General features: G+C 64.3%; 17 protein-coding genes and 2 pseudogenes. 9 read left to right on the top strand and 10 right to left on the bottom strand.

The window, feature by feature from the left end; all coding sequences use genetic code 11:
• Positions 1-34 precede the first annotated feature (34 nt).
• The 3 genes from U4Z31_RS06080 (at position 35) to tagH (ending at position 2427) form a co-directional block, all read left to right on the top strand.
• Positions 35-355, top strand: coding sequence for a hypothetical protein (locus U4Z31_RS06080; RefSeq protein WP_257772352.1), 321 nt, complete (start codon positions 35-37; stop codon positions 353-355).
• Between the two features lie 225 nt (positions 356-580).
• Positions 581-967: a TssQ family T6SS-associated lipoprotein gene (locus tag U4Z31_RS06075; protein ID WP_124645695.1), complete on the top strand. Its 387-nt coding sequence runs from the start codon at positions 581-583 to the stop codon at positions 965-967.
• A gap of 47 nt (positions 968-1014) precedes the next feature.
• Positions 1015-2427, top strand: coding sequence for a type VI secretion system-associated FHA domain protein TagH (gene tagH / locus U4Z31_RS06070; protein WP_321809729.1), 1413 nt, complete (start codon positions 1015-1017; stop codon positions 2425-2427).
• Between the two features lie 84 nt (positions 2428-2511).
• On the opposite strand, the gene U4Z31_RS06065 is transcribed toward tagH, so the two are convergent.
• Together U4Z31_RS06065 and U4Z31_RS06060 are read right to left on the bottom strand one after the other, a co-directional pair.
• Positions 2512-3108, bottom strand: a complete 597-nt coding sequence (locus tag U4Z31_RS06065; RefSeq protein ID WP_044848672.1) for a recombinase family protein — start codon at positions 3106-3108, stop codon at positions 2512-2514.
• A 21-nt stretch (positions 3109-3129) separates the two neighbouring features.
• Positions 3130-7214 (bottom strand): annotated as a pseudogene (locus U4Z31_RS06060) (CheR family methyltransferase).
• 710 nt (positions 7215-7924) lie between these two features.
• Here U4Z31_RS06060 and U4Z31_RS06055 point away from each other — a divergent pair.
• The 3 genes from U4Z31_RS06055 (at position 7925) to U4Z31_RS06045 (ending at position 9295) form a co-directional block, all read left to right on the top strand.
• Complete coding sequence (locus U4Z31_RS06055) at positions 7925-8314, top strand: hypothetical protein (protein WP_124485938.1); 390 nt, start codon at positions 7925-7927, stop codon at positions 8312-8314.
• 98 nt (positions 8315-8412) lie between these two features.
• Positions 8413-8610, top strand: a complete 198-nt coding sequence (locus U4Z31_RS06050) for a hypothetical protein (RefSeq protein ID WP_044848675.1) — start codon at positions 8413-8415, stop codon at positions 8608-8610.
• Positions 8611-8740: 130 nt separating this feature from the next.
• Entirely contained in the window at positions 8741-9295 is a 555-nt protein-coding gene (locus U4Z31_RS06045; RefSeq protein WP_321809728.1) for a phasin family protein, read from the top strand.
• A gap of 34 nt (positions 9296-9329) precedes the next feature.
• On the opposite strand, the gene U4Z31_RS37160 is transcribed toward U4Z31_RS06045, so the two are convergent.
• Positions 9330-9623, bottom strand: a complete 294-nt coding sequence (locus U4Z31_RS37160; RefSeq protein WP_415750271.1) for a hypothetical protein — start codon at positions 9621-9623, stop codon at positions 9330-9332.
• 542 nt (positions 9624-10165) lie between these two features.
• Here U4Z31_RS37160 and U4Z31_RS06035 point away from each other — a divergent pair.
• Complete coding sequence (locus U4Z31_RS06035) at positions 10166-10657, top strand: PRC-barrel domain-containing protein (protein ID WP_321809727.1); 492 nt, start codon at positions 10166-10168, stop codon at positions 10655-10657.
• Between the two features lie 49 nt (positions 10658-10706).
• Here the strand turns inward: U4Z31_RS06035 and U4Z31_RS06030 are convergent.
• The 5 genes and pseudogenes from U4Z31_RS06030 to U4Z31_RS06010 all read right to left on the bottom strand — a co-directional run.
• A pseudogene (locus U4Z31_RS06030) lies at positions 10707-10880 on the bottom strand (BON domain-containing protein); the annotation flags it as partial.
• 62 nt (positions 10881-10942) lie between these two features.
• Positions 10943-11947: a chemotaxis protein CheB gene (locus U4Z31_RS06025; protein ID WP_321809726.1), complete on the bottom strand. Its 1005-nt coding sequence runs from the start codon at positions 11945-11947 to the stop codon at positions 10943-10945.
• A 204-nt stretch (positions 11948-12151) separates the two neighbouring features.
• Positions 12152-16294 (bottom strand): CheR family methyltransferase, encoded by a 4143-nt coding sequence (locus U4Z31_RS06020; protein WP_321809725.1) that lies wholly within the window; start codon positions 16292-16294, stop codon positions 12152-12154.
• A 669-nt stretch (positions 16295-16963) separates the two neighbouring features.
• Positions 16964-17977 (bottom strand): hypothetical protein, encoded by a 1014-nt coding sequence (locus tag U4Z31_RS06015; protein ID WP_321809750.1) that lies wholly within the window; start codon positions 17975-17977, stop codon positions 16964-16966.
• Positions 17978-18361: 384 nt separating this feature from the next.
• Positions 18362-19957, bottom strand: a complete 1596-nt coding sequence (locus U4Z31_RS06010; RefSeq protein ID WP_321809724.1) for a GMC oxidoreductase — start codon at positions 19955-19957, stop codon at positions 18362-18364.
• A gap of 370 nt (positions 19958-20327) precedes the next feature.
• Here U4Z31_RS06010 and U4Z31_RS06005 point away from each other — a divergent pair, with 370 nt between their 5' ends.
• On the top strand, positions 20328-20588 hold the full coding sequence (locus U4Z31_RS06005; RefSeq protein ID WP_044848681.1) for a hypothetical protein: 261 nt from the start codon (positions 20328-20330) through the stop codon (positions 20586-20588).
• A gap of 788 nt (positions 20589-21376) precedes the next feature.
• Positions 21377-21637, top strand: a complete 261-nt coding sequence (locus tag U4Z31_RS06000; protein ID WP_044848682.1) for a hypothetical protein — start codon at positions 21377-21379, stop codon at positions 21635-21637.
• 145 nt (positions 21638-21782) lie between these two features.
• On the opposite strand, the gene U4Z31_RS05995 is transcribed toward U4Z31_RS06000, so the two are convergent.
• The gene (locus U4Z31_RS05995) at positions 21783-22754 is read right to left on the bottom strand and encodes an NAD(P)/FAD-dependent oxidoreductase (RefSeq protein WP_321809723.1); all 972 of its coding nucleotides are present in this window, start codon (positions 22752-22754) and stop codon (positions 21783-21785) included.
• Between the two features lie 11 nt (positions 22755-22765).
• Positions 22766-25111 (bottom strand): hypothetical protein, encoded by a 2346-nt coding sequence (locus U4Z31_RS05990; RefSeq protein ID WP_321809722.1) that lies wholly within the window; start codon positions 25109-25111, stop codon positions 22766-22768.
• Positions 25112-25239 lie beyond the last annotated feature (128 nt).

Raw genomic sequence — 25239 nt, 5'->3', positions numbered from 1 at the left:
AAATCGACGCATCGAATTAAAAGGGGACGATTAATTGACCGGTAATTACGTGGCCTGCATATCCTTCCACTCAAATTTCATTCGGCAATTTATTCTGGTAAAAAGACGGGTCAAATCTCCAATTACGGGACGGAATCGAAATTGGGGAGATGGCGATGAATTGATTTCTGTCATTTTGAAAAGGCGTGTTAATCCGGCCGGTTCGCCACGGCGGCCCGGTTCTATTGCATGGACACTTGCTGTATGGACGCTGAACCCAAGCCTGACGGCCGTCGGCGATGGGTGGCGACGCCCTGCGGGTCGTGTCACGCTGTTTGCGTTGCCCGAACGGCAGGCCGGTCTTTACGATCATTGACCGGCGCCGGGCAAACAACTGACGAATCCCAAAAAAGCACAGCGAACTATAGAATCGATTTTATGGATTAACAAGTCGAAAACCCGGAATCGATTTGAGTGGCAACTCGAACGCAATTCCCAAGTTGAAACAAAACGTAACGGCGACATCACCGCCCCTGATTGGCACTAGAATCCAACAGCGCTTGTGCGCCACCTTCCAATAACGCAAATATTTCATTTCAAAATGAAAGGCCGTTCATCGATCGTGATTTTCCTCGGCGCCTTGCTGCTGGGAATCGGCGGATGCAGCACGTCGCCCACGCAGTCGGCGGCGCGCGCCGCGGTCGACAGCGCGCGCGCGGCGTATGGCGCCGGCGACTACGGACGCACGATCGCGATCCTGAGCCGAGCGAAGGAGATCGACGGGGCCGATACCGACACGCAGGTCGCCGCGCACAAGCTGCTCGCGTTCAGCTATTGCGTGACGAACCGCATCGCGCAGTGCCGCGCCGAGTTCTCGAAGATTCTCGACCTCAACCCGCGCTTCGACTTGTCCCCGGCCGAGAAGGGACATCCGGTCTGGGGGCCCGCGTTCGAGTTCGCGCGCCGCAGACATGCGTCGTCGTCCTGACCGAACCGGAATCCCCGCGAGCGTTTCCTTACCGAGCGACGTGTGACATGCAACTGATCGTGATCGAACATGCTGGCGAGCCGGTCGAAAGCGACTCCTACGACGCCGTCGTGTTCCACCCGCCCGGCGGCACCATCGGCCGGGCGACCGACAACCATCTCGTGCTGCGCGACGACACCCGGCAGATTTCCCGGCTGCAGGCCCTGCTGCAGGTCGGTGACGATGCGTGCCTGCTGAAGAACCTGAGCAGCGTGTCGACGATCGAGGTGAACCGCGAGCCCGTCGGCTACGCACAGGAGCGCCCGCTCAATACCGGCGACATCATCCGCATCGGACCCTACGTGCTGCGTGCCGAGCGTGACGACGGACATGACGCGCCGGTCGTCGACATGCCCACCGCTGCTTCCAGCGCGCGCGCCGACCTGCGGGGCACGCCGGGAACCGCCGCACACGCACACGTCGACGCGAAGACGACCGGCAACCGGTTGTGGGGCCTGCTGCAGGATCGCCTCGCTCCGCGCGGCAAAGCAGCGGACACCGGCATGCGATCCGGCACGGCGGCGCGCAGGGAGGCGGCGCAGCCCGCGAGCCGCGCCGCGCCGCCGGTGCCATCGCAACGCGATCTGAATCAGTTATCGACCGACCCGCTCGACTTGTTTGTACCGTCGTCGCCCGATATCGGTGGATCGGGTTCGGCGTCTCCGCCCGAACGCGGCAAGGCGGATCGCGGCGCGTCGTCCGCGACGCAAGCCGATCATGCGCCCGAGTGGACGCAGCACGTGCGTGTGCAACCGGCGACGGCGCATGCCGAGCCACGTCCCATCGACGAGCCCGCACCGCCGGCGAACCGCGTGCCGACGCCCGATGAATTGCTGAACGCGTTCTTCGCAGGCGCCGGACTCGATACCGCCGCCGGGTCGCGTCAATGGTCGGCCGAACAGCTGTACATCGCGGGGCAGTTGCTGGCGCTGTTCGCGAACGGCACGGTCGAGCTGCTGTCGTCGCGCAGCATCCTGAAGCGGGAGGTGAAGGCGCACATGACGATGCTGCTCGATCGCGAGAACAATCCGCTGAAGCTGCTGCCGGACGGCGGCGCCGTGCTGCGCCAGATGTTCGGGCTGCCGCTGCCCGGCTTCATGTCGCCGCAGAGCGCGGTCAGCGACGCGTTCCAGGATCTGCACGCGCACCAGATCGGCATGGTCGCCGGCATGCGCGCCGCGCTGATGGACCTGCTGACGCGCTTTTCGCCGCAACGGCTGCGTGAGCGCGACGATGCGATGCGCTGGTACGAGAAGCGCGTGCCCGCGCTGTACAAGGCGAGGATGTGGGACCGCTACGCGGCGACGCATCGCGACACGGTGTTCGCGATCGAAGACGATTTCGCGTCGGTATTCGGCAAGGCGTTTCTCGCCGCGTACGACGCGGAAGTGGAAAGCTATCGCGGCAGCAGCCGGCATTGAACGGCGAGCGCGTCCTCGGGCTTGTTGAAATCGCGGATCGCCGCGACCGGGCCCGTCACGCTGCGCAACGCGCTTGCGCGACCGTCAATCTTCCGTAGCGGCAGTCGCGGAAGACGCCCGTATCCGCATGACGGTTTGACGCGAGGTGCCGAATTTACGTGCGACCTCGCTGACCGACAGGCCTTTGTCGAGCGAACGCATGACGCGCTCCTGATCGTGGCGCGACAGCGAGGCTGGCCGGCCAGTATGCTGTCCGCGTTCCTGCGCGAACTTCAGGCCGTTCTGGCTGCGTTGGCTTCTCGTCGCGATTTCCATCTGGACGATCGCGCGCAGCGTTTTGACCGCTTGCCGTTCGGGACGGCCTGCGAGATCCACGTTGCCGAGCTCGACGCACAGGACGGAAATTCCTTTGTCGCGACATGCCATCAACGTCGAAAGTACATCGCGCGCGCTGCACCCGAGCGCGGAAAGTTCGAGTACCACCAGAGAATCGCCGGGAGCAACACGCCGCAAGAGACCCTTCAGTTCCGGCCGACCAGCTGCCGCGACGTACGGGTGCACATGTTCGATCGCGGTGCGGCTGAGCACGACGGTGTAACCGGCCTTGTCGAGCTCGAACAACTCCTTTTCCGGATCCTGACGATCGACTGGTTTGTTGAGGTAGAAATAAGTGCGAGCCACGACGGTGTCCTGGAGCGGGCATCAACGACGCGAACGCGCAAGAACGGACAGCAAGTCGTCCAGCGCCACCGGTTTCAGCAGATGCGCATCGAAGCCGGCATTCGTGGCCTCCTTCACGTCGGCCTCCTGGCCAAAGCCGCTGAGCGCGATACAGGTCACCGATCTGAGCGCCGGCGCTTCGCGTAGTTTCGCGATGAACGCCAACCCACCCATGCCCGGCATGCCGATATCGGACAGGACGAGGTCCGGTATCTGGCCGTCGAGCAGGGACAACGCCTCTTCTCCGCTGGTCGCCGTCTGGACGATCGCGCCATCGCTTTCCAGCAGGACCTTGAAGGTTTCGACGGTTGTAGCGTCGTCATCGACCATCAGGATATGCAGACCGTGCAACGATTCCGCCATGGGTCCGCTGGCAGGACTCGTAACTGCGACAGCGCGATGAGTCGGGAGCGTGATAGTGAATGTCGCACCGCGGCCGACACCTTCCGATTCCGCCCGTACCGCGCCGCCATGCAGGCTCACGAGATCCCTGACCAGCGCAAGGCCGATGCCGAGGCCGGCACGGCGTGCGTTCGAGTCCCGGCTTTGCTGGAACATGTCGAAGATGTGCGGCAACAGCGACGGCTCGATGCCGCTGCCGGTATCTGCCACACGCAGCACGGCCTCGGCATGTTCGTTGACCTGCAGCGAGACATCCACCGAACCGCGCTGCGTGAATTTCAGCGCATTGCTGATCAGGTTCCAGACCGTCTGTTCGATCCGCGTGATGTCAGCGTGGATGATGACGGGCGAGCCCGTCATGGTGACGTTGAGCGCGAGGCTGCGCTGGTTCGCTTCGGCCTGAACGGCGTCGGTGACACGACGGACGACCTCGCGCAGGTCGACGGGCGTCCGCACCACCGACAGCTTGCCGGTCCGTACGCGCGAGATATCGAGTAAATCGTCGATGATCTGGGCTTGACCCATCACGGTGCGCCGGATCGTGTCGGTTGCACGCAAGAGGTTCAGGTTCTGCCGCGTTTCCGGCGCGCGCGCAATCAGTTCCGCGCTCGCCGAAATCAGATTGAGCGGATGCTTGAGTTCGTAGGATACCACGGCAAGGAATTCGTCGCGCCGCCGCTGCGTATCCCGCTCGCTGGCTTCTCGGACGAGTTCGGGCTTTGCGGCGCGGGCGGCCGTTGCGGACTCGGCGAATTCCCCGAGGTCACGAGCGATTTTCGCAAATCCGCTCACACCCGGTTCATCCAGACGCGCCAGCACGCCGCTCGCAAAGAAGTGCGTGCCGTCCTTGCGCTGATGCCAGCGCTCCTCCTCGGTGCGCCCATTCAGTCGAGCCTCCGCGAATTCGCGCCGGGCAACGTTATTGACACGGTCCTCCTCGGTCGAAAGGATATCGGCGGACTGCCCGATCATTTCCGCTTCCGTGTACCCGAAGATCCGCTTCGCACCGGCATTCCAGCTCGTGATGAGGCCGTCGTCGTCGAACGTGATGATCGCGTAGTCCTTGGTGCCTTCGGCCACGATACGCATGCGCCGTTCGCCTTCGCGCAGCCGGTCTTCCGCGTGACGACGGTCCGTGATGTCGACGAACGACAGCACCGCGCCGTCGATGCGATCTTCCGTCGTCCGGTAGGGAACGAAGCGCGCGAGATACCAGCGCCCATCGTTGCTCTTCAGCTCCCGCTCGATCAGGCGCAGCGAATCGAACGCCTCCGCTGCATCGTCGGCGAGCTTCGGGTATTCGAGCCGATGCGTGATATCCAGCAACGATCGTCCGATATCGGAAGGAATGATGCTGAAGACATCGGTCGCACGCGGCGTGTAACGCTTGATGCAGATATTGCGATCGACGAAGATCGTGCCGATGTCGTTCGCGGCAATCAGGTTGTGCAAGTCGTCGTTGATCTTGCCGGTTTCCTCCACCTTCGATTTCAGCTCGGCATTGACGGTGGTCAATTCCTCGTTGATCGACTGAAGCTCTTCCTTGCTGGTTTCGAGCTCCTCTGTCGCCGAACGCAGTTCTTCGTTGATGGCCTGAAGTTCTTCGTTGGAGGCCTTCAGCTCTTCCGTCGACGTTTCCGACTGCTCGATGGTCGACTGAAGCTGCTCTTTCGTGCGCTGCAACTCGCGCTCGAGCTGGTTGATGATCGGATCTTTTTGCGCGTCGGCCGTCGACGTTTCCGATCCGCTCATGCTGTCTTCGACTTCATCGAACAACACCAGCACGAAATCCGCATTGGCCTCGGGATCGTGCACGGGACGCGCCGTCATGTTGACGAAATACGAACGTGCCTCGCGCTCTATCCTCACACGTCGCGCTTCCACACTGCGATTCGTGTGCAACGCCTGGTAGATCGCGGTGCGCAGTTCGAGCCGCAGCTCGGGGCGCACCACCGCGATGATGTTGTGAGACGGTTCGCCCCCCGAGTACTGCAGGAAGACCCTGCGCGGTCGGACAAGTGAACGATTTCGGAATCGCGGCTGACGAGCACGCTGGGCGGTGCATGTTGCTCGACAAGACGCTGATGCAAGTCGCCAAAGGAGAGGCGGCGGCGTCCCGGCGGCTGCACCGTCGAAACGATCGGCCGTGCGCTCAGGGTGCTGGAAATCGACGCCGGCACGAGCGTATCGCCGCGCACCGCCACGTTCGCACGGTAGATGCGGTTGCGCTTGTCGATGACGGTGAACATCGAACTGACGCTGTCGGCCGATTCGGAGCTGCCGAGAAACAGCACGCCGCCCGGACGCAGCGCGAAATGAAACATCTTCAGAATTTCAATCTGGGCTTCCCGATCCAGATAAATCAGCAAGTTACGGCAGCAAATCAGATCGAGCCGCGAGAACGGTGGATCGCTCAACACGTTGTGATGCGCAAACAGCATGTGCTCGCGCAGTTCCTTCTTGACCCGATAGTGCGCGGTATCTCTTGTAAAGAACTGGCGTACGCGGCCCGGCGTCACGTCGGCGAGAATCGAATCGGGATAGAGGCCGGCACGCGCGAAGGAGATCGCCCGCTCGTCGATATCGGTCGCGAAGACCTGGAACGAATTGCCCTCGGGCGACTTCAGCGATCGATCCTGCAGCAGCATCGCCAGCGAATAGGCTTCTTCGCCGGTGGCGCATCCGACCGACCATACGCGGACGCGGTCCTGCTCGTCTCGCCCATCGAAGATACCGGGCAGGACATCCCGCTCCAGCACGTCGAATGCCTCCTTGTCGCGGAAGAAGTTCGTGACGCTGATCAGCATGTCCTGCAGCAGCGCCTGGGTTTCCTCCGGGTGCAGGTGGAGGTGGTCGCGGTACGCCTGCAGATCGGTGATGCCGTTGACCTGCATGCGGCGCTCGATCCGTCGCAGAACGGTCGCCCGCTTGTAATGGCGAAAATCGTGCGCGGTGCGCGTGCGCAGGATGATCATGATCTCGCGCAGCGCCCGTTCTGCCGCCTCGTTGCCCAGATCGTAGAGGTGTTCCTCGTTTTCGACCGCCGGCAGATGTATTTCCTTTGCAGTCAGCCACAGGTCCATTAGCCGCTGCGGCATCTCCGCCGCGGTGGCCACGAAGTCGACCATGCCGGTCGCAATCGCGCTGCACGGCATGCTATCGTATTCCGCCTCCGCCGGGTCCTGGGCAAGCGTGATGCCGCCCATCTCCTTGACTCTCGACAGCCCGACGGACCCGTCCGAGCCGGCGCCGGACAGCACGATGCCGATTGCGCGTTCGCGGTGGGCTTCCGCCAGTGTCCGGAAAAACAGATCGATCGCGGCCTTGCGCCCCCCTTCTTCAGGCTGATTGGGGGCGACGCGCAAATAGTCGTCGACCATCGTCAGCACGAGCGAGGGTGCGATCAGATAGACATGATCCGGCTGAATGGGCGTGGCGCTCGTCACCTGGAGCACGGGCATGCTGGTTGCCTTCTGCAGCAGCGAAGCCATGTTGCTTTCGTGATCAGGCGCCAAATGCACGACCACGACAAACGCCATCGACGTGCGCGCCGGCAGCGCTTCGAAAAATTCAAGGAGCGCACTCAACCCGCCCGCCGACGCGCCGATACCGACGATCGGATGATTTGCCTGGCTCGGGAGAGTGTGGCCGCGTCTTTTCGACATCGCTGCTGATCCTTCGGAAGAATAGGTATTCGCGGCCAGGGTCAGGCAGGCTCCTGGCCCGCTTGCACCAAGATGCGCAGTAAACTTCTATTATCCTTCGAGAAGCAGCGACTGCAAGATTTTTGCCGCATGCCGCCATGCCGCGCGCGCCGGGCCGCCGCCCGCCTCTTCCCCCTGCCGCGACGCAGGGTCGCCGCACCGCCCCGGCGAGTATTTTTTCCCGCGGTGGTACGCCCGCCACATCGATCGTCACACATCTCACGTATCCGAAACGGCTGCGCAGACAGTTACCGAAACTGACATCTCCGATGCGCGGGATATTGCAACGAAAAACGGTCATGAATGTGCCTGATGGAAACGTATCCATTGGATTCGGGCTTCGCACATCCACGTCGTTGGCGACAACAGGGAGCACGCGCAGTTTTCGCGCCGCATGCTCAGTCTCAGTGCGCGATCTCGCCGACCATCGGGTCGCGACAAGGTGCCGGCCCCACCGCGTCTCTCCTTGTTCGCTGTCGACAACCGAAGGCGTCGCATTCTCACGCTCGAACGTATCGACGAGCGAGAAATCGCTCTTGCCTGCAGTCGGCGCAGCTGTCCGTAATGCTCAACATACGGACATGTTTACGTCGTGTACTCGCGATCGTCCCTGGCCTATGCTACGTACGGTCCCATCCCGGCTCGGACGAGCTCCTTACAGGGAAATCGCGATGGTTGTTCAAAGGCTTTCGATTCGTGCTGACTTCGGCAAGCTGAAGGTCATCGCGGTCTGGCAATGCCTCGCAAAAAACGGCATGAAAGTGTGTCGTTGGAGAGTTGAAGTCGATCGGACGACCCGCATGGAATCGATGACGGTCGACGTTATCGGCGCCCATCCGATGCGCATCGCCGACCTCGCCGCCATGCTCGGCGACCCGCATCTCGAAATGAGAGTCGCGCCGTTTCATTTGACGGTGATCTCGAATCCGGGAGCCGAGCCTGCATCGGGGGCGGGCGGCGCACGCGACGCGGTCGGTCCATTCGCACGCGTACGCTCAGGTCCGCGGCTGACGCTGGCCGGTGATGTCACGGATCACGTCACGTGCTCCAGGCGAAAATGATCGCGCCAAAGCGCGCGACGTAGTCCCGGTTTGCGGTCGTCACGACCGACACTCAGTGGATCGGTAAAAACGCCTATTTCAAATTCCAGGAGACAAAAATGCTGAGCCCTCACGAATTGGCGGCGCTCATGCTGATCAAGTCGTCGCCAGACCAGATCGACATGGAACGCGAGGAACTCGATACGCTGCTCGAGCAGCAACTCGTCATACTCGAGCGGCTCGCTTCCGGCGTGCGGCGTCCCTCGGTGACGGATGACGGCGAATTACTGCTTCGTGCAGTGATGCGGGCACATTGACCAGCCTTCGCTGACCGACCGGGTCATGGCGGCCAGGCGCGACAGGCGAAAAGCCGTGACGTGGCCAACGTCCGCGCGCCGAGCAGGTGAACATCCACGGTAGTTCATTCAATTCAGGAGATTGTTGATCATGCAAACCCATGAATTGGTTTCCGGCGCGCAGCGCGCCAATCTCGACACTTTTTTCGATCTGGCCGGCACGATGGTCGATGGCGTCGGGAAACTGGCTGAACTCCACGCGCGCTTCACGCGGTCGACGCTGAAGAGCGCGTTGGAGATCGGACAGAACGCGATCGTCAATCCGCAAGACTGGTTGGCGATCCAGAGCGCGACCGTCGCGCCGATGGCCGAGAACGTTCAGTCCTACAGCAGCGAATTCTGGGGAATCGTGTCGTCGGCCCAGACGTCGATGCTCAAGGCCGCGCAGGAGGGAAGCGACACGTATGTTCGTCGTGTCCAGACTTTCGTGGAAAACGCGACGAAACACGCGCCGAGCGGCTCCGAGGCGGCTGTCGCTGCCTTGAACTCCGCGATCGATGCCGCCAACGAGTTTTATCTGACGCTAGGGAAAACCGGGCAGCAGGCGGTCGAAGTCGCGCAAAGCACCGTCGATGTGGCGGCGGCCGCGGTGTCGAAGAGCGCCAGGCGCGCGATCGAGCAGGAGCAGCGCGCGGCGAAACGATAATTTGGCCGGCAGTGCCGCGGCCTGTCGCCGCACATCACGCGACCAAACGGACATTTTCCATCGCGGACCACACCCGGATCGACTGTGCATTTGCGGGCATCTGCGGGGCTTCACGCGCGCTCGTCGGCGTCGGATTCGATCGAGCGTGCCTGTTTGACTTGTCGATTGTTCCGGTCGAAGAACCACGATCGTCCAACTGCTTTTCCCACTCGGCGAGTGCGAAATCGTCCTGCGGACGGCTCGCCGACTGCAACGCCCGACGCACGGCTTCGGTATCGTCGAAGCCTGCATTCCCGAGCCACCGCACCTCCCTCTTGCCCTCGAACATCAGCCTGTCGGGCCGCGAAACCGGCGGCTCGTGCTTCCAAACCTGAAAGCGGTCCCTCGCCGTATCGAATCCACCGCCGCGAACGTTGACTTCGTAGTGGACCGGATGTGTCGGTTTCGGCCAAGTCGTAGCGCCCTCCTGCATTGTCGACGCCGCCGTTGCGGGCGTTGCACGGCATTGCCATGTCGCGGCCCGCAGGCTCGCTCCCCCGCCCGGCCGCCGCGCTGGCGTCGTGATGTGACGGGAGGGGCTGCCGCAAGCGGCATAGCCACGCCGCCGCGGGAATGTCCGTTGCGCTGGCGAACGCGTGTCCCGAAGGAGCATCCGACACGACCAAACCCCACCACGCCGGCGACGACGCGTTGGCCCCAGGCCGGCGCGCCATACATTCGACGCCGCCGCAGGCGTATCACGGCGGCACGCATGCGTATCGTTCGGAGCAGCATGTCGACGATGCGCGACGCGTCCCGCCGATTTGGAAACTCACCCGCGCGAAACGCTGCCCGACAGAGTCGACATTCGCGCCAGCCAGTAGGATCACCATGAACACCACCGACCACCACGGAACCCGCATCATTCGCAAGGAACGTGAAACTGCGCGCGGCCCTGGCCCCGACTTCATGGCCGCCAGTACGCTCGAAGGCGACAAAGTGCTCACCGCGGACGGCGACCACGCCGGCAGGATCAAGGCGATCATGCTCGATGTCGGCTCCGGTCGAGTCGCCTATGCGGTGCTGTCGAGCGGCGGCCTGCTCGGGATTGGCGACAAGCTGCTCGCAATTCCATGGAACGAGCTCACGCTTGACGCTGCACACAAGTGCTTCGTGTTGTCGGTGTCAATCGAACAGGTTCGCAGCGCACCGGGATTCGACAAGGACCATTGGCCGGCTCTGGTCGATCCGCAATGGGCCGGACCGATCCGCGACTACTACAGCAGCGTGCCTCACTGGAGCGTCGATGACGAGTTCGGGTCCGATATGCCTGAAGACGAGCTGGCACCGAATGTTCCTGGGCACGACGGACGCCAGCGCTGACACGCGGCGGTTGCATCGTCGCAGGAGAGCAGCATGGAAACGTGCGCCGTCATCTGGGCCGGATCGTGAGCTGGTCGTGGGCGTGCTGCACGCCATCGACCTGCTTCACCGTATTGACGGCGAGCGTGCGCTGCTGCAGGTCCGGCACACTGCCCGTCAGCACGACGTCGCCGTGGCGCGTCTTCACGTGGATATCGCCTGACGACAGGTTGTCCTTGCCCACGCGTTGCCATCAAGGCCACCCTGAAACATACGTCGTCTGCCGCGTTTCCAATCAGCGTCCGCTTACTGCGTTTCGCTCCGGTGCATCGTCGCCCCCACGGCATTGCGCAGGACCTCCGCGAGTTGCTCGTTCTCATCGATGCGGGCCTGCTCGATTGCAACGTCCTCGGCGTTGCCGCTCTGTCGGGCCCATTTCTGGCGCTCGAGCGCAAAGATCATGCGCTCGTGAACCGCCCGGATCGCCGCCCATATCGTGTCTTCCGCTTTCTGCGCCTGCGCGTCCTCCAGCGAAAGCACGGAGAACGCGTGCCCGGTATGGCACCGATAGCGCAACGGGCGATCGTCGCTCATGCGCCACAACACGCCGTGGCAACTGGGGCATGTGAGCGCGGAGCGTTCGCCGATCGCATCAAGAAGCTGTGGCGTCACGAGGCCGCGCTCCGCAAGCCGGGCCTCTTCGTCCAGATCACGCAACTCTGCCATCTTGTCCTTCTCCTCCACACGGGCACCGTAGACCGCTGCATGAATGGTCCGCGGCAGTTCGTCGGCCCGGGCGATCGCATCGGCGCCCGCTGCGGCAAGCGCGCTGCGCGGCATGGAAGGCGCGTCGCACTCATCGGGGTCCTGAACGATCCCGTAGCCGTCGCGGGCCCGGATTGCGGCCAGTCCGGCTGCGCCGTCGTCCAGATCGCCGCTGAGCACCACGCCGACCACCCCGGCACCGTATTCACGTGCCGCCGATCGAAACAGCGGATCGGCGGCCGGACGGGTGTAGTTTTCGGCAGCGGTATCGAGCAACAAGAAGATCCCGCCGCGTAGAATCATGTGCCGATCCGGCGGCGCGATGTAAATCCTTCCCTGCTGGGGGCGTTCCCCATGCATCGCCTGGCTTGCCAGCAAGGGACCCCATCGCGTCAGCAGCTCCGGCAGGATCGTCCGATGCCGGCCGATGTGCTGCACGATGCAAATCGGCACCGGGAGATCCGCGGCAACGCCCGCCACCAGCGTCCGGAGTACCGAGAGGCCACCGCGGGACGAGGCGATGACAACAATGTCTCGGTGGTTCATGGCACCTCCTATGCGGATGGTGCAGCAAGATTAGTGCCCGATACGGGATGCCGCCGAATGAACCCCGTACGAGCAGGCGGTACGAAGCGCCGACCGACGCTCGAATAGACGACCTCGACGCGGGGACGAATGCATGCAGATGGACGACAGCGGACCGTCGTCCGCTGCCCTCCCGTCACACGCGCATTGAACAGGCGCGCGACTTCACTGAAGGTCGGTCAATGCGGCAAGCAGCATCCCGAAATCCAGCGGTTTGGCGAGATGCGCATCGAATCCGGCGTCTGCGGCAGCGTCGACGTCGTCCTGGCGGTTACGGCCGGTCAACGCGACGACCTTCAGGTTCGCCCACCGGGGGTCGGCCTTGATCCTGCGAAGCAACTCGTAGCCGTCCATGTCCGGTAGCCCGATGTCGGACACGATCGCGTCGATCGGTGTCGTCGGCAGCAGCTCCAGTGCCGAGGCGGCGGTTTCGGCGGTGCTGACCACCGCGCCCGCCAACTCCAGCAGCGCAGTGAGCGACAGCGCCGTCTCCTGGTCATCCTCGACGAGCAGCACGCGCAGGCCGGCGATGCTCCGCTCCGACACGTCACCGCCGGTGGCGGACACCGCGCGCTCGTCCGCCGCGGCCGGCAGCCATACCGTCATCCGCGTGCCTTGCCCCTGACCATCGGAAGCCGCCGAAATCCGGCCGCCGTGCATCTCGACGAGTTGCCGCACGAGCGCCAGACCGATGCCGAGGCCACCGCGAGCCCTGTCGCGCGGCGCCTGCCGAAACATGTCGAATACATGCGGAAGCATCTCGCGATCGATGCCCTGGCCGTTGTCGACGACGTCGACGCGCAGCATCCGCCCTTCGTGCGTCAACTGCACCACGATCTGCCCATGCGGCGGCGTGAACTTCAGCGCATTGGACATCAGGTTCCAGAATATCTGCTCGCATCTCACCGGATCGGCGAGCGCGATGGCCGGACCGGCCGGCAACTCCGTTTTCAGAACCAGCCCGCGCGCGTGCGCGTCGGCCTCGCACGTATCCGCGATCGTGCGCAAGATGGCCGTCAGGTCGACCCGCGATACGTCGAGTGCCAGCTTTCCGGTCTGGATGCGCGACAGGTCGAGCAGGTCGTCGATGATCTGGGCCTGCGCGCGTACGGCCTGGCGGATCGAATCGGCCGCCTCGCGCACGGCGGGAATGTCGCGCGTCTCGGGAAGGCGCGGCAGCATCTCCGACTTGACGCCGATCAGGTTGAGCGGATGTCGCAGCTCGTGCGACAGCACCGCGATGAACTCGTCCTTCAGCTGGTTCGAGCTCAGGGCCTGCTCGCGTGCGGCCTGTTCCCGCGCGAGCGCTTCCCGGTTCGCATCCTCGCTCTGCTTGCGCGACGTCAGATCGCGGACGATCTTCGCGAACCCGCTGAACGAGGTGTCCGAAATCGGCGTGACGACGCCGCTGCAGAAGATGCGGCGCCCGTCCTTGGTGCGGTGCCAGCGCTCGTCGTCGGCGCGCCCTTCCCGGGTCGCGATGTCGCGCTCGCGCGCCGGCACGAGCGCCTGCCGGTCGTTCGGTTCGTAGATCAGCTCCACGTCCTGACCGATCATCTCGTCCTCCGTATAGCCGAAGATGCGTTCGGCGCCGGCATTCCAGCTGACGATCGATCCGTTGTTGTCCTGGATGATGATCGCGTAGTCCTTGGTCGACTGCGCGACCAGCCGCAGGCGTTGCTCGCCCGCGCGTGCCGCTTCTTCCGCGTGGTGCCGGTCGGTGATGTCGATGAGCGTGATCACGGCGCCGTCGATGTGATCGTCCGCGGTGCGATAAGGCAGCAGCCGCATCAGGTACCACCGTCCCGTCTCGCTCTCGATTTCGCGTTCGATCAGGCGCAGCGATTGGAACGACTGGCGGACGTCGTCCGCGAGCGTCGGATATCGCAGCGCGTGCGTAATATGGAACAGCGACCGGCCGAGGTCCGTATCGATCAGGTTGAAGATCGCCGTCGCGTTCGGCGTGAAGCGCTTGACGCGGATTTCCTTGTCGACGAAGACGGTGGCGATTTCGCTCGACGCGATGATGTTGTGAAGGTCGTCGTTCGCCTTTGCCGTGTCCTCGATGCGCGCCTGCATTTCGGCGTTCGCCGTGGTCAGCTCTTCGTTGACCGACTGCAGTTCTTCCTTGCTGCTTTCGAGTTCCTCGCTCGTCGAGCGCAGTTCCTCGTTGATCGCCTGCAGCTCCTCGTTCGACGCCTTCAGTTCCTCGACCGACGTTTCATACTGTTCGATGATCGTCGCCAGTTGCTCGCGGCTGTGCTGCAACTCCTGTTCGAGCTGCGCGAGCACCGGATCCTGTCCGCTCGCTTCCGCCTGATCCTCCTCGGTCATGCGGCCGGCCACCTCGTCGAACACGATCAGCAGGAATTCCGAATTGGCGACCTTGTCGTGAAACGGCCTGACCGTCATGTTGATCCACGACACGCGGGCCTCGTGCGTCCACTTGACGCGCCGCGCCTCGACGCTCGTGCCCGTTTGCAGCGCGCGGAAAATGGCCGTGCGCAAGTCGAGCCGCAGGTCCGGCAGCACCAGCGTCATGATGTTGCTGGACAGCTCCCCGCCGACATGCCGCAGGAATCGCCCGGCGTTGTCCGACAGGTGAACCACGTTGGATTCCTTGTCGATGATGACGCTCGGCGGTGAATACGTTTCCAGCGCACGCTGATGAAGCTCCGAATAGGAGAAGTTGCGCTGGGCCGGGCTGGCCGGAACCCGCATCGGCGGTTGAGGCGCGGAACGCTCGTCCCCGCCGGATTCGACCTGGAAAAGCGGCGGGAAGCCGGTGACCGGTTTCGCGCGATGCGTGACGACGCGCGCCTGGTAGATCCGCCGCTTCTTGTCGACGACCGTAAACAGATCGTCGGCTGCGTCGGCCGATTCCGCGGTGCCGAGGAACAGATAGCCGTTCGGACGCAACGCGAAATGAAACAACTCGAGGATCTGCCGCTGCACCGCGCGCTCCAGGTAGATCAGCACGTTGCGGCACGAGATCAGGTCGAGGTGCGAGAACGGCGGATCGCGCAGCAGGCTGTGGGCGGCGAACAGGATGCGCTCGCGCACGGCCTTGGCAATCACGTAGTGCGCGCCCTCGCGCGTGAAGTAGCGCTGCAGCAGCGGCGCAGGCACGTCCGTCGCGATCGACAGCGGGTAGGAGCCCGTGCGTGCGCGGACGATCGCGGCTTCGTCGATATCGGTGGCAAATACCTGGATCGCCTGGCTCGACATCGACGCCTCGCGTGCCCGCGCGAGCAGCAGCGAGATCGAGTACGCCTCTTCCCCCGTCGCGCATCCGGCCACCCAGACCCGGACCTGCTCCTCGGCGGATTCCGGCGCGAACAACTGGGCGATCACCTCGCGTTCGAGGAAGTCGAAGGCCTCGCGATCGCGGAAAAACTGGGTCACGCCGATCAGCATGTCGGCCAGCAGCGCGTTGGCCTCGTCCGGCGCGGTCCGCAGGAAGTCGCGGTACGCGAGCATGTCGCGCTGGCCGTTCACCTGCATGCGCCGCTCGATACGTCGCAGCACCGTCGCCCGCTTGTACAGCCTGAAATCGTGGCCGGTGCGTACCCGCAGGTGCATCAGGATGTCCGACAGCGCCCGTTCGGGATCATTGGCGCCGGGCCGATCGCCGATTTGCTGCATCTGCGTGAGTTCGAGGGTCTGTTGCTCGATGCGCCGCGCATTCGCCCAGAGGTCCAGCAATTTTTGCGGCATCTCGGCCGCCGGCAGCACGATATCGACGCGCGCCGTCGAGATCGCATGCTGCGGCATCTCCGCGTACTCCGCATCGTCCGGCGTCTGGGCGAGCGTGATGCCGCCCGCCTCCTTGATACGGCTCAAGCCCGCCGCGCCGTCCGAGCCGGTACCGGACAGCACGATGCCGATCGCGCGCGAGTCGTGAGCGTCCGCCAGCGTCCGGAAAAAGTGGTCGATCGAGAGCGCGGCACCTTCGGCGGAGCTCAGCGGGCTACAGCGAAGGCAACCGTCGGACATCTCCAGCTGCATGCCGGGCGCGATCACGTAGATATGGTTTTTTTCGATCGCTACCGTGGTCGTGACCTGATGCACCGGCATACCCGTCGTGTGCTGCAGGACGTTGTCCATATGGCTGACTTGTGCCGGTGCCAAATGGACGATGACCACGAACGCCATGTCCATGCCCGTCGGCGCGCTCTCGAAGAAGGTCTGCAAGGCCGTCGTGCCGCCAGCGGATGCCCCGATGCCCACAACCGGAAACGGCAGATCGCTCTTCACCGTGGTGGACGAGTGTGGCTGCTCCCGATGGGTCGGCTCTTGCCGTGACATTGATTTTCTCCTGATGCTGTAGCTGGACGTCGCCTGTCGGGCGCCAATCGTTGGGGCGTCACATGGATCGGGGCGCAGTTCCGCAACGGGCCGGGCCTGTTCGTGGCCATGCACTCTATCAGGTTGGCAGCCGGCTACCCGAAGCGCGCTCGAAGGCGACCGCACGGGCTCGCGATATCGACCGGTGAAGCCGGTTTCGTCCAAGCGCCTGATGGATATTCGGCAGCCTATTCGTGCTCGCGAGACCTTGCACGGGCGCTCGTGCGTATTGTACGCGGCGATCGAGCCATGAGCCGGCATCCTGACCCCGAATTCATTCGCCGGTCGTCCCGTTGCGCCGCGATACTCGAATTTCCGGAGTCTTATCTCCCTGAAGGCAAACGCGGCGACAGGGACAGCCGATCGACTTGGGATCGGCGGACGGTGTGAAAGTCATGCGCATTGGTGAGTCTTGATCGCAACGCAGCGCCGCCTGCGTTCACGATATGGGTGACGGCCGCACCGGCCCGCGCATGGGCATGCGTCTCGATTCATATCGCGGGAACGTCGAGGCGCCACCCGTGCTCGAGCGCGCTGCCCGTGCCGCCGTACCACTCGCTGACCGCCGGGTTCTTTGCCTTGTCGAGCAACGCTCTGTGAACAGAATGCGCCTGCGCTTGAAAACAAGCCCTAGAAATTGCGTGCCACGCCGACCATGAACATGTCCTGATCCTTGTCGTTGCCGGTTGCGACGCGATTGAAGCGCAAGCTCGCCGCCCAATCGGGCGTGACCTGATACGTCACCTGTGCGCTGAGCAACGCGTTGAGCCTCGTTGTGCTCGAGGCATCGTCCCGATCACGCGACAGGTACGGACCTACGCCTGCCGAAAGCGTCCATTTGCTCCTGATCGGCGCGACGTACCAGATTTGCGCTGCCACGCCTCTGCGGCCGGCGACGCCGTTGTTGCCCTCGTAGATGAAGCTCGCCGAATAGGCCCACGCATTGCCGAGCGGCCGCTTGACTTCGACCATGTAGCCCTTTTCGATCGGCACTTGCGGACGGTTCGTCTGCGACGTTCCGGCCCACACGCCGACCTGCGTCTTGCCGTCCGAAAACGCCGGTCCCGGATCGCCGCCAAAATCCGAGCCGATGCCGAAGAGCACCGCGTCGGAGTTGAATCCGCCGATCATCTGCACGTGGTTGTACTGCACCTTGAGGAAGAAGCGGTCGGGAACGACGTAATACCGCACCGCTGCAGACGCACGCACCCCCCATCGCTTGTCGTTGCGCGGCTGATTGTCGACGTGTGTCGTGTCCATGCTGAAATACGGCCCGGCCGACAATTCGAGCGCGAAGCGATTGCCGAGCGGCCAACGAAACGAACCCAGCGCGGCGAAGCCATCGCGGTGGTGATTCAGCGGATGGCCCTCGTTCAGATACGCGAGATAGACGGAGAAGTAGTCGTTCAGGACGTCGCCGAAGCCGACTTCGTACGCACGCCAATGCATGTCGCCACCCTCGGTCGCGCGTCCGTCGCCATACACCGCATAGACATCGATCTTTCTTTCCGCTGGCTTGAAGCCGGCCGGCGAGCTCGCAGGATTGTCCTCGGCGTGCGCGTGGCCCGCGCCTGCCAGAATGACCAGACCGGCGATCGAGCTGGCGACGACGAAGCGCGCATAGTTGCGACGGCACTGTCCCATTTGGACTCTCCCTGACCTTGGTGACCTCGACTTGGTTCGACACAACGCCATTTGTCGCATCGCCCTTGATGCCGGGCGCTTGAGCATCGGTTCTCCTGCCTGCAGACGATCAAACGCAATCTCCGTCTCGCCGCAGCCACCGTGCAGCACAGATTTACCCGGTTGCTCGTGATGAAGCAATATCGCTCCGTCTTGCAACGAACAATAGGTGTTTGCCTCCTGCAATACCTGCCGATTCGCAAAGGCAGGACCGCCGAACGGTACGCGCGTGGAAATCATATCGATATTCGCCCCGATCCCGATGCGTTCGGCGCGCGTTTCCACGCGATCCATTGTGACGATCAGGATGCCCCGTCAATCGTTGCCGATCCGGAACACCTTCGCTTAACGCCGGCCAAGCAACACGGCGACGTTGCGCTCGGCCAATGCGGCGATCGTGCGCGACGGATTCAGCCCGAGCGCACGCGGGATCGTCGCACCGTCCATCACGTAGAGCCCGTCGTAACCGAATACTTTTCCGTCCGCGTTTACCACGCCGTCCGCGCGCGTGAGCCCCATGTTGCAACCACCGAGCGGATGCGGGGTGATCAGCCTGTGGAAGTCGCTCCACGTCGGAGGGACGAAGGGTTCGCCGCCCGTGGCAGCCGACAGGCGCCGGTGCGTGTCGACCATCGCATCGACCACCGCCTGCGATCGCGTGTACGACCAGTCGAGCCGCAACACGCGACGCCACGGCGCAAACCAGCAGCGACCGAGACGCATGCGCCCGTCTCCCGGATCGATCGCCTGGCCGAACCAGGGCATCATGTTCTCGACCGGGTCGTCGCAATCGAAATGGCGCGCGAAGGCTCGCCAGAACGTGCGCATCGCCGTGCCGTGCGAACGCTGCAGGTGGCGGCGCACGAAATCATGCGCAAGATTGGGCACGCCGCCATCCTCGACGAACAAGGGCTGACCTTCGTCGGCGGTCCCGTCAAGCAAATCGATCGCGGCGGAAATGGTGACGCCGTGCGACGGCGAGATCTTCCGGCTGCCGTAGAAGGCGGGCGTCACGAAGTCGCCGTTGAAGGCCCAGCCCCAGCCGAGCCGCGGCGACAGATTCGGCAGCGTGCGATGCGCGTCGCGACAGCGCAGCAGCAGCTCGGTGCTGCCGATCGATCCGGCGCTGACGATCACCCTGGTCGCCGTGACGGATCCGGGCATGAAACTGCCCGCGGCCGGATCGATGACGTTGAAATGCACGCGCCATCCCTGGCCGAGCGGTTCGAGCTTGTGCACGACGTGCAGCGGCAGGATCGTTGCGCCATGGCGCTCGGCCACGGCCAGATAGTTGAGATCGAGCGTGTTCTTCGCCGACACCTGGCATCCGATGTCGCAATTGCCGCAGTGTACGCACGTGCCTTGCGATACCCCGTGCACGTTGACGTGCCTGACGGAATGCCGGTCGTCGCGCGCGTCGGGCAAGGACGGATCGTAAGTCGACGAAAACGACACGGCGAGCGGCAACTTGCGATACCGATCGCCCCAGCCGCAGGCGTCGGCCGCGTCGCGCAACAAGCGGGTGCGTTCGCTGATCTGGTTGTCGGGCACCTCCTGGACCGACAGCATCCAGCCCACGCGCTGGTAATAAGGCTCGAGCGCCTCGTACGTGATCTCCGGCGGCCAGCCATGCTCGAACGCGTCGGGTTTGGCCTCGACCGAGACGTTGGCGTAGATCAGCGACCCGCCGCCGACGCCCGCGGCAGTCACCACCGACATGTCGGAAAAAACACGCAGGTCGGCCCAGCCGTGGAAGCGTTGCGGGTTCTGCTGGTTCCAGAGCCACGGGTCGGTCTCGTCGCGCGGATACGTCTTCGGCGTCCAGCGCCGGCCACGCTCCAGCACCAGCACCCTCCATCCCGCTTCCGCGAGGCGGCAGGCCGCCACCGCGCCCCCGAAGCCACTGCCGACCACGACGACATCGTATTCAAGCGCGCTCATGACGACGATCTCCTGACGCAGGTGCGCCGCGGTTCCGATACGGACGACCCGAAGCATCCGCGGATTTCCGGCGGCATCGCGAGGCCGGACCGAGCGAAGCCGATGCGGGCAGCCAGGCCGCCTTCGTGTTGGATGACGCGAAACAGTTGCCCGGCAAATTGTTTGGCAACACCCGACATCGTCTTTCCGCGAGCTTGCTCTGTGCACGCGGCGAATTATCGGAAGCCGGATGAAATGTCCTTTGTTTTCATTAGGTTAAGTGCTCATCGCGCAGCCGTGATGCGGGCTGGCACGCCCCATGCGTTTGTAGCTGCGAGCGCAACGAAAACGTGCTCTCTTCCAAAACCGCAGCAAACTTAGGAGATTTATCATGTCCGCACTGATGATCAGCGACCTGTCCCGCGCCCACGAACTCAGCCGCAAGGAAATGGCTTCCGTCCGCGGTGGTAGCGTGTTCCAGAACTACGGAATCAACAACATCGCAACCGGCGGCGGCTTCTCGTTCGCGAGCCCCAATACCATCACGGCCCCGGTCACCCAGGTCGATGCATCGACCCACCTGGATCTCACCAGCGTGACCAATTCGATCAACAACCTCGGCGGCCTGGTCGTCGGAAAGCTGGGCCTCTAAGCTGCGCCGGATGTCCGCTCAGCGGCAACCGTGTCCGACAGCGTCGACCGAAACGCTCCAGCCCGCCGCGGGGTTGTCCTCGCGGCGTTCAAAGCCCGCCAGGCCGTGTTCCCTGGCGGGCTTCCCTGCATGATAAAAACGAAGCCGGCATGAACGGGCAGACGGGCCGACGCACCGTCGGCAGCACCGCCCGCGTCCATCAGCGGCCGGGCTGATCCCGCCGCGCCTTCGACCTCCCTTCCCTGCATGCGGATCCGCTTCGCCTCGTCGAGGCGGATGGCGCCGCGGCGCCAGTCATGGTGCCGCGTGGTCGCATCGATGCCCCGTTGGCCGTCGGCGCGGCAGCCCCGATGCGTTGCGCCATTCCGGATGGTACGCGATAAATTCAGTGATCCGAAGTACCTCGTGACGATCTTTGCGCCAATGCCGGTTGCCGCCGACCGTCGGCGCAGCATCGCCTCGATGGCTTTCCTGCGCGGGCGCGCACACGCTGCGGCTGCCCGTCGATGCCTTCGATGCGAATCGCCAGCGTCATGTCCCGTTCCTGTTGGCCGGGATAGAACAGCAGCCGCGGAAACCGTCTGGAAGAACCCGACACTGCCGTGCTCCGATCTTGCCCGGCGAACCCGGTGAAATGGCGTCGAGCGGATTGAATTTCGTTTGTTTTCATGAGGTTGGATGTGTTTCCCGCGCGCATGGACAGAGCCTGGCACGCGCCGTGCATTGATAGCTGCGAGCGCAACGAAACGTGCTCTTTCCAAACCGCAGCACACTCAAGGAGATTGACCATGTCCGCACTGATGATCAACGATCTGTCCCACGCCCACGAACTCAGCCGCAAGGAAATGGCTTCCGTCAGCGGGGGTAGCGTGTTCCAGAACGCAGGTATCAACAACATCGTGACCGGCGGCGGATTCTCGTTCGCCAGCGCCAATACCATCACGGCGCCGGTGACGCAGGTCGATGCATCGACCCACCAGGATCTCACCAGCGTGACCAACTCGATCAACAACCTCGGCGGCCAGGTCATCGCGAAGCTGGGCTTGTAAGTTTCGCGATGCTTGCAGTCGCAGTAGTGTTTCGATCGAGTCGTACCGAAGTTCCTCAGCCCGCCGCGGGTTCGTCCCGCGGCGTTTCAAGCCCGCCAGGTCCCGCTGGCGGGCTTCTTTGCATGGTCGAAAGCGCAACCGGCCTTCATGCCGCATCCACTGCCGCGCAGCGGACTGCGTCGCGCCATCCGAGATCGAGCCCCGCACGCGCGTAACTCCGTGCCAACACGGATCTGCTGCGCTCGTAGCTGTGTGTCACCCAGTCGCAGTACAGCGCGGCCAGCATGCTTGCCCGTCCGGGATGACGCGAAACGTCGACGGCCATTGCGCCCGCGCGCAGGCCGGAAGCGATGGCGAAACGCAAACCGTCTCCTGTCGCGGGGTCGAGATAACCCGCCGCATCGCCGCACACGATATAGCCCGGGCCCGCGGTCCGGCGCACGCACTGCCAGCGTCTGCCCTCGCGCCACACCGGTCCGACGGGTGTCGTGTCCGCCGGCCACGCGATCTCGCCATCGCGCAGCGTCGAGAGCGACGTCCAGATCCGGAACGTGGACGTCGCCCTCATCCACAGCCAGCCGCCGCGCGCGATGTTCCAGTAGGTGCCGGGGTGCGTGCCTGGCCCGCGCGCGTAGCCGCGGCGAAGCCAGAACAGCGAAGAGTCGGTCGTCACCTCGAGCCGCATCGCGCGACGCAGCCACCCGTTGACGCCGGTTGCATCGATCACGGTGCTTGCGCCGACATCGCCGTCGCCGTGCGTGATGCCCGTGACCGCGCCGTGTTCGACACGCGCGAGAACCCCGCCGGCGGGCGCACGCGCATAGCGAACGCCGGCAGCCAGCGCTTCGGCACGCAGGCCGTCGTCGAGCCGGCTGCGGATGACCGCACGTCCCCGCTGCGCATCGGCCACATCATCGAGCCATGTATGCGGTTGCCGCGCGAGGCTCGGCGCCAGCCGATCGAGCAGCGCGAGCGCGGCGCCGGACACGCATTCCGGGGCCGCCCGCGAACGCCCGTGGCCCAGCATCCACACGTTGCCGCCCGCTCTTGCTGCCGCGATCGCGGCAGCGCATCCGGCAGGCCCGTCGCCGACCACGAGCACGTCGATCGCATTCATCGCGGTTCCCTTCAGTAAAGCCCGAGCGCGTCCGGCCCCGGTGCGCTGCGCAGCACGTGCCCGATCACCCGGGCCTCGGTCGCATCGCAACGGATCGCCTCACCGTAGCGCACGCGCAGCCGTCCCGGCATGTGCTGCGCCGGCGTCGCATCGGCAGCAGGCAGAACGAAAAGAAAGCGATAGCGCGCGGCAACGCCTGGCGCGTCCGCAGCGTCGGCTTCGCGAAGTGCCCGCGCGGATACCAGCCACAGCTTCGTATGCGACGGCGTTTGTCCGTGGTCGCATGCGGCGACCGCATGGCGCAATGCACCGATGCGCCGGATCAGCTCGGCCGAATCGACATGCTCGAACGCGCCGTACAGCATCTCGCCGTGCAGCGCGTTGGCGACGTAGTCCGAGCGTTCGATGTCCGCGTAATCCACACTGCCGTCGGGCGTCAGGTACGGGCCGTATTCGCCGTCCCATCCGCGCCGCGTGTTCGACTCGTCACCGCGCGTGACCAGCGGATGACACGGATGCAGGCCGAGTTCATGGTCGAGCATCGGGATCGCGGTCGGCGCGTCGCTCCGGTTGAAGGTTCTGGACGCATCAGGGCTCACGGCGGGCCAGAAGCTGTTGGAGGCCGCGCATAGCTTGATATCTTCGGCGAACGGGCTGCCCAGCCCGAAGGTGGCGAGGAAGATGCCGCGCCGGTTGCCCGCATAGGTGACGTCCCAGCCGGGCGCAAACACGCCCGAAGACGCGTCCGACAGAAACGAGGTCATGCGCGGCATCTGCACGTCCCGGTCCCGCCGCCGCGCCGAGCGTGCCGCCCGGCTGAACGCGACGGCGACCGTCTCGTCACGCGGCGAAAACGCCTGCGTATGGCTGAACGGATCGACGTGATGGGGATTGGCCGGCAGGCGCTCGGCGCTGAGCGATATCGGCGAGCCGCTCCTGAACTGCGACTTCGGATCGATCCGACGGTCCTTGAACCAGCGCTGCAATTCCGCCTGGTCGGCATACGGGTAGAAATCCGGCGCGGCAACGACCGAATAGGCCGGGTGTACCGCGTGTCCCGCCAACTCGGCGATACGGATCGTCACGACGCCTTCGCTGCAGTGATCCAGAAACAGCTGCGCGCGATAGCCGCCTTTGCCGACTTCCCCGAGGAATGCCTGTCGGTCGACGGGATGCGCGCGCATATCCGTGCAGGAGCCGTCCTCATGCGCCTTGTGCCGGATGTTGATGAACTCCGGTGCGTTGCGGGGTTCGGGAAATCGAAGCCAGGCGGGCGCGAAATGCGGAAAATAGTGCTGCCGCACGTCGTCGACGGCGGCCAGCACCAGCTTCCACAGATTCGTGATGATTCTCATCGTCGTGAAGCGCCGGTTGGCGAGCGGGGCCAGCCGCCATCGAGCCGGCACGCCGAAGCCGTGCACGCCGAAGTTGGCGGCGTTCACCGGCTCGATCAGCGGCCGCGCGGCCGGGATCAGGAGTACGGCCGCGCCCGAACGCTTCAGTGCGACTGCCGGGGTGCTCGCGCCGGCAGGCGGTGCCGTGCCGGCGTCCTCGGAGCAGATCGCATACGGTGCGCCGCCCAGATCGCCGGATGGCGACGGCCGCACGCCCCAGCGCGCCTCGACGGCCCGCTTCAGCTTCTCGCCGCGATGGCAGTGGCCATATTGCAGCGTCAACCGGCGTCCGGGCAGGCATTCATCGGGAAACAGCTTGCGCACCGGTTCGATGAAGGTGCGCCGATCGTCGCCCGCTTGCCTGCCCTCGATCAGCGCGAGCGTGCCGGGGCCGGTGACCCGGCGCACGAGAAACGCGCCATAGCGCGCCGGCATCGCGCGGACATGCTCGATCCCGTCCGGCACGTGCGGCACGAAGCTGCGGGTCTGCTCGTCGTAGCTTGCGTCGACGTCGCCGTTACGGGCAATGCCGAGTCGCGAGAACACGAGGTCCGCATGCTGCTGATGTCCGGTACGGCGCGCGGGCCGGTACTGGTAAGCCAGCACCGCGATGTCCAGCGTCTGCCAGTCGGGCGGCAACGGCGCCAGCGCATCGATGTAGTTCTCCAGCAAGTCGATTGCCTCGAGGCGCACGCCGGCATCCGGCGCCGGGCACGTGGACAGCGCGAGCAGGTGATAGACCAGGCTGCGTGCCGGGTCGCCGGGCTCGATCGCCCGCGTGGTGTCCGGGCAGAGATCGTGAATGCGCGGATCGTCCCAGTCGATCGGCAGCGGCCGGCTCAGTCGCTTCGCCGTCTCCTCGGGCGTGCCCGAATCGGACAGGTCGAGACCGTGACGTTCGAACGCTGCTCGCCATGGCGCCGGCAACCCGAGCAGCAACGCGTGAACCTCATCGACGAGCATCGACGGCCTCCGGCGGTGGTGCGTTCGAAGCGGCCGGCTCGATGCGCTTCGCGTCCGGGAACCCCACGCATGTCGATCCGGTCGCGGCAGGCCGCCTCTTCAGCGCTTGTTTCAAACGAACCTCACAT

It is taken from the genome of Burkholderia sp. BCC1985, assembly GCF_905339915.1.
GTDB lineage: Bacteria > Pseudomonadota > Gammaproteobacteria > Burkholderiales > Burkholderiaceae > Burkholderia.
Note: the sequence above shows the minus strand (reverse complement) of the source record. Positions and strands in the feature narration are given on the sequence as shown.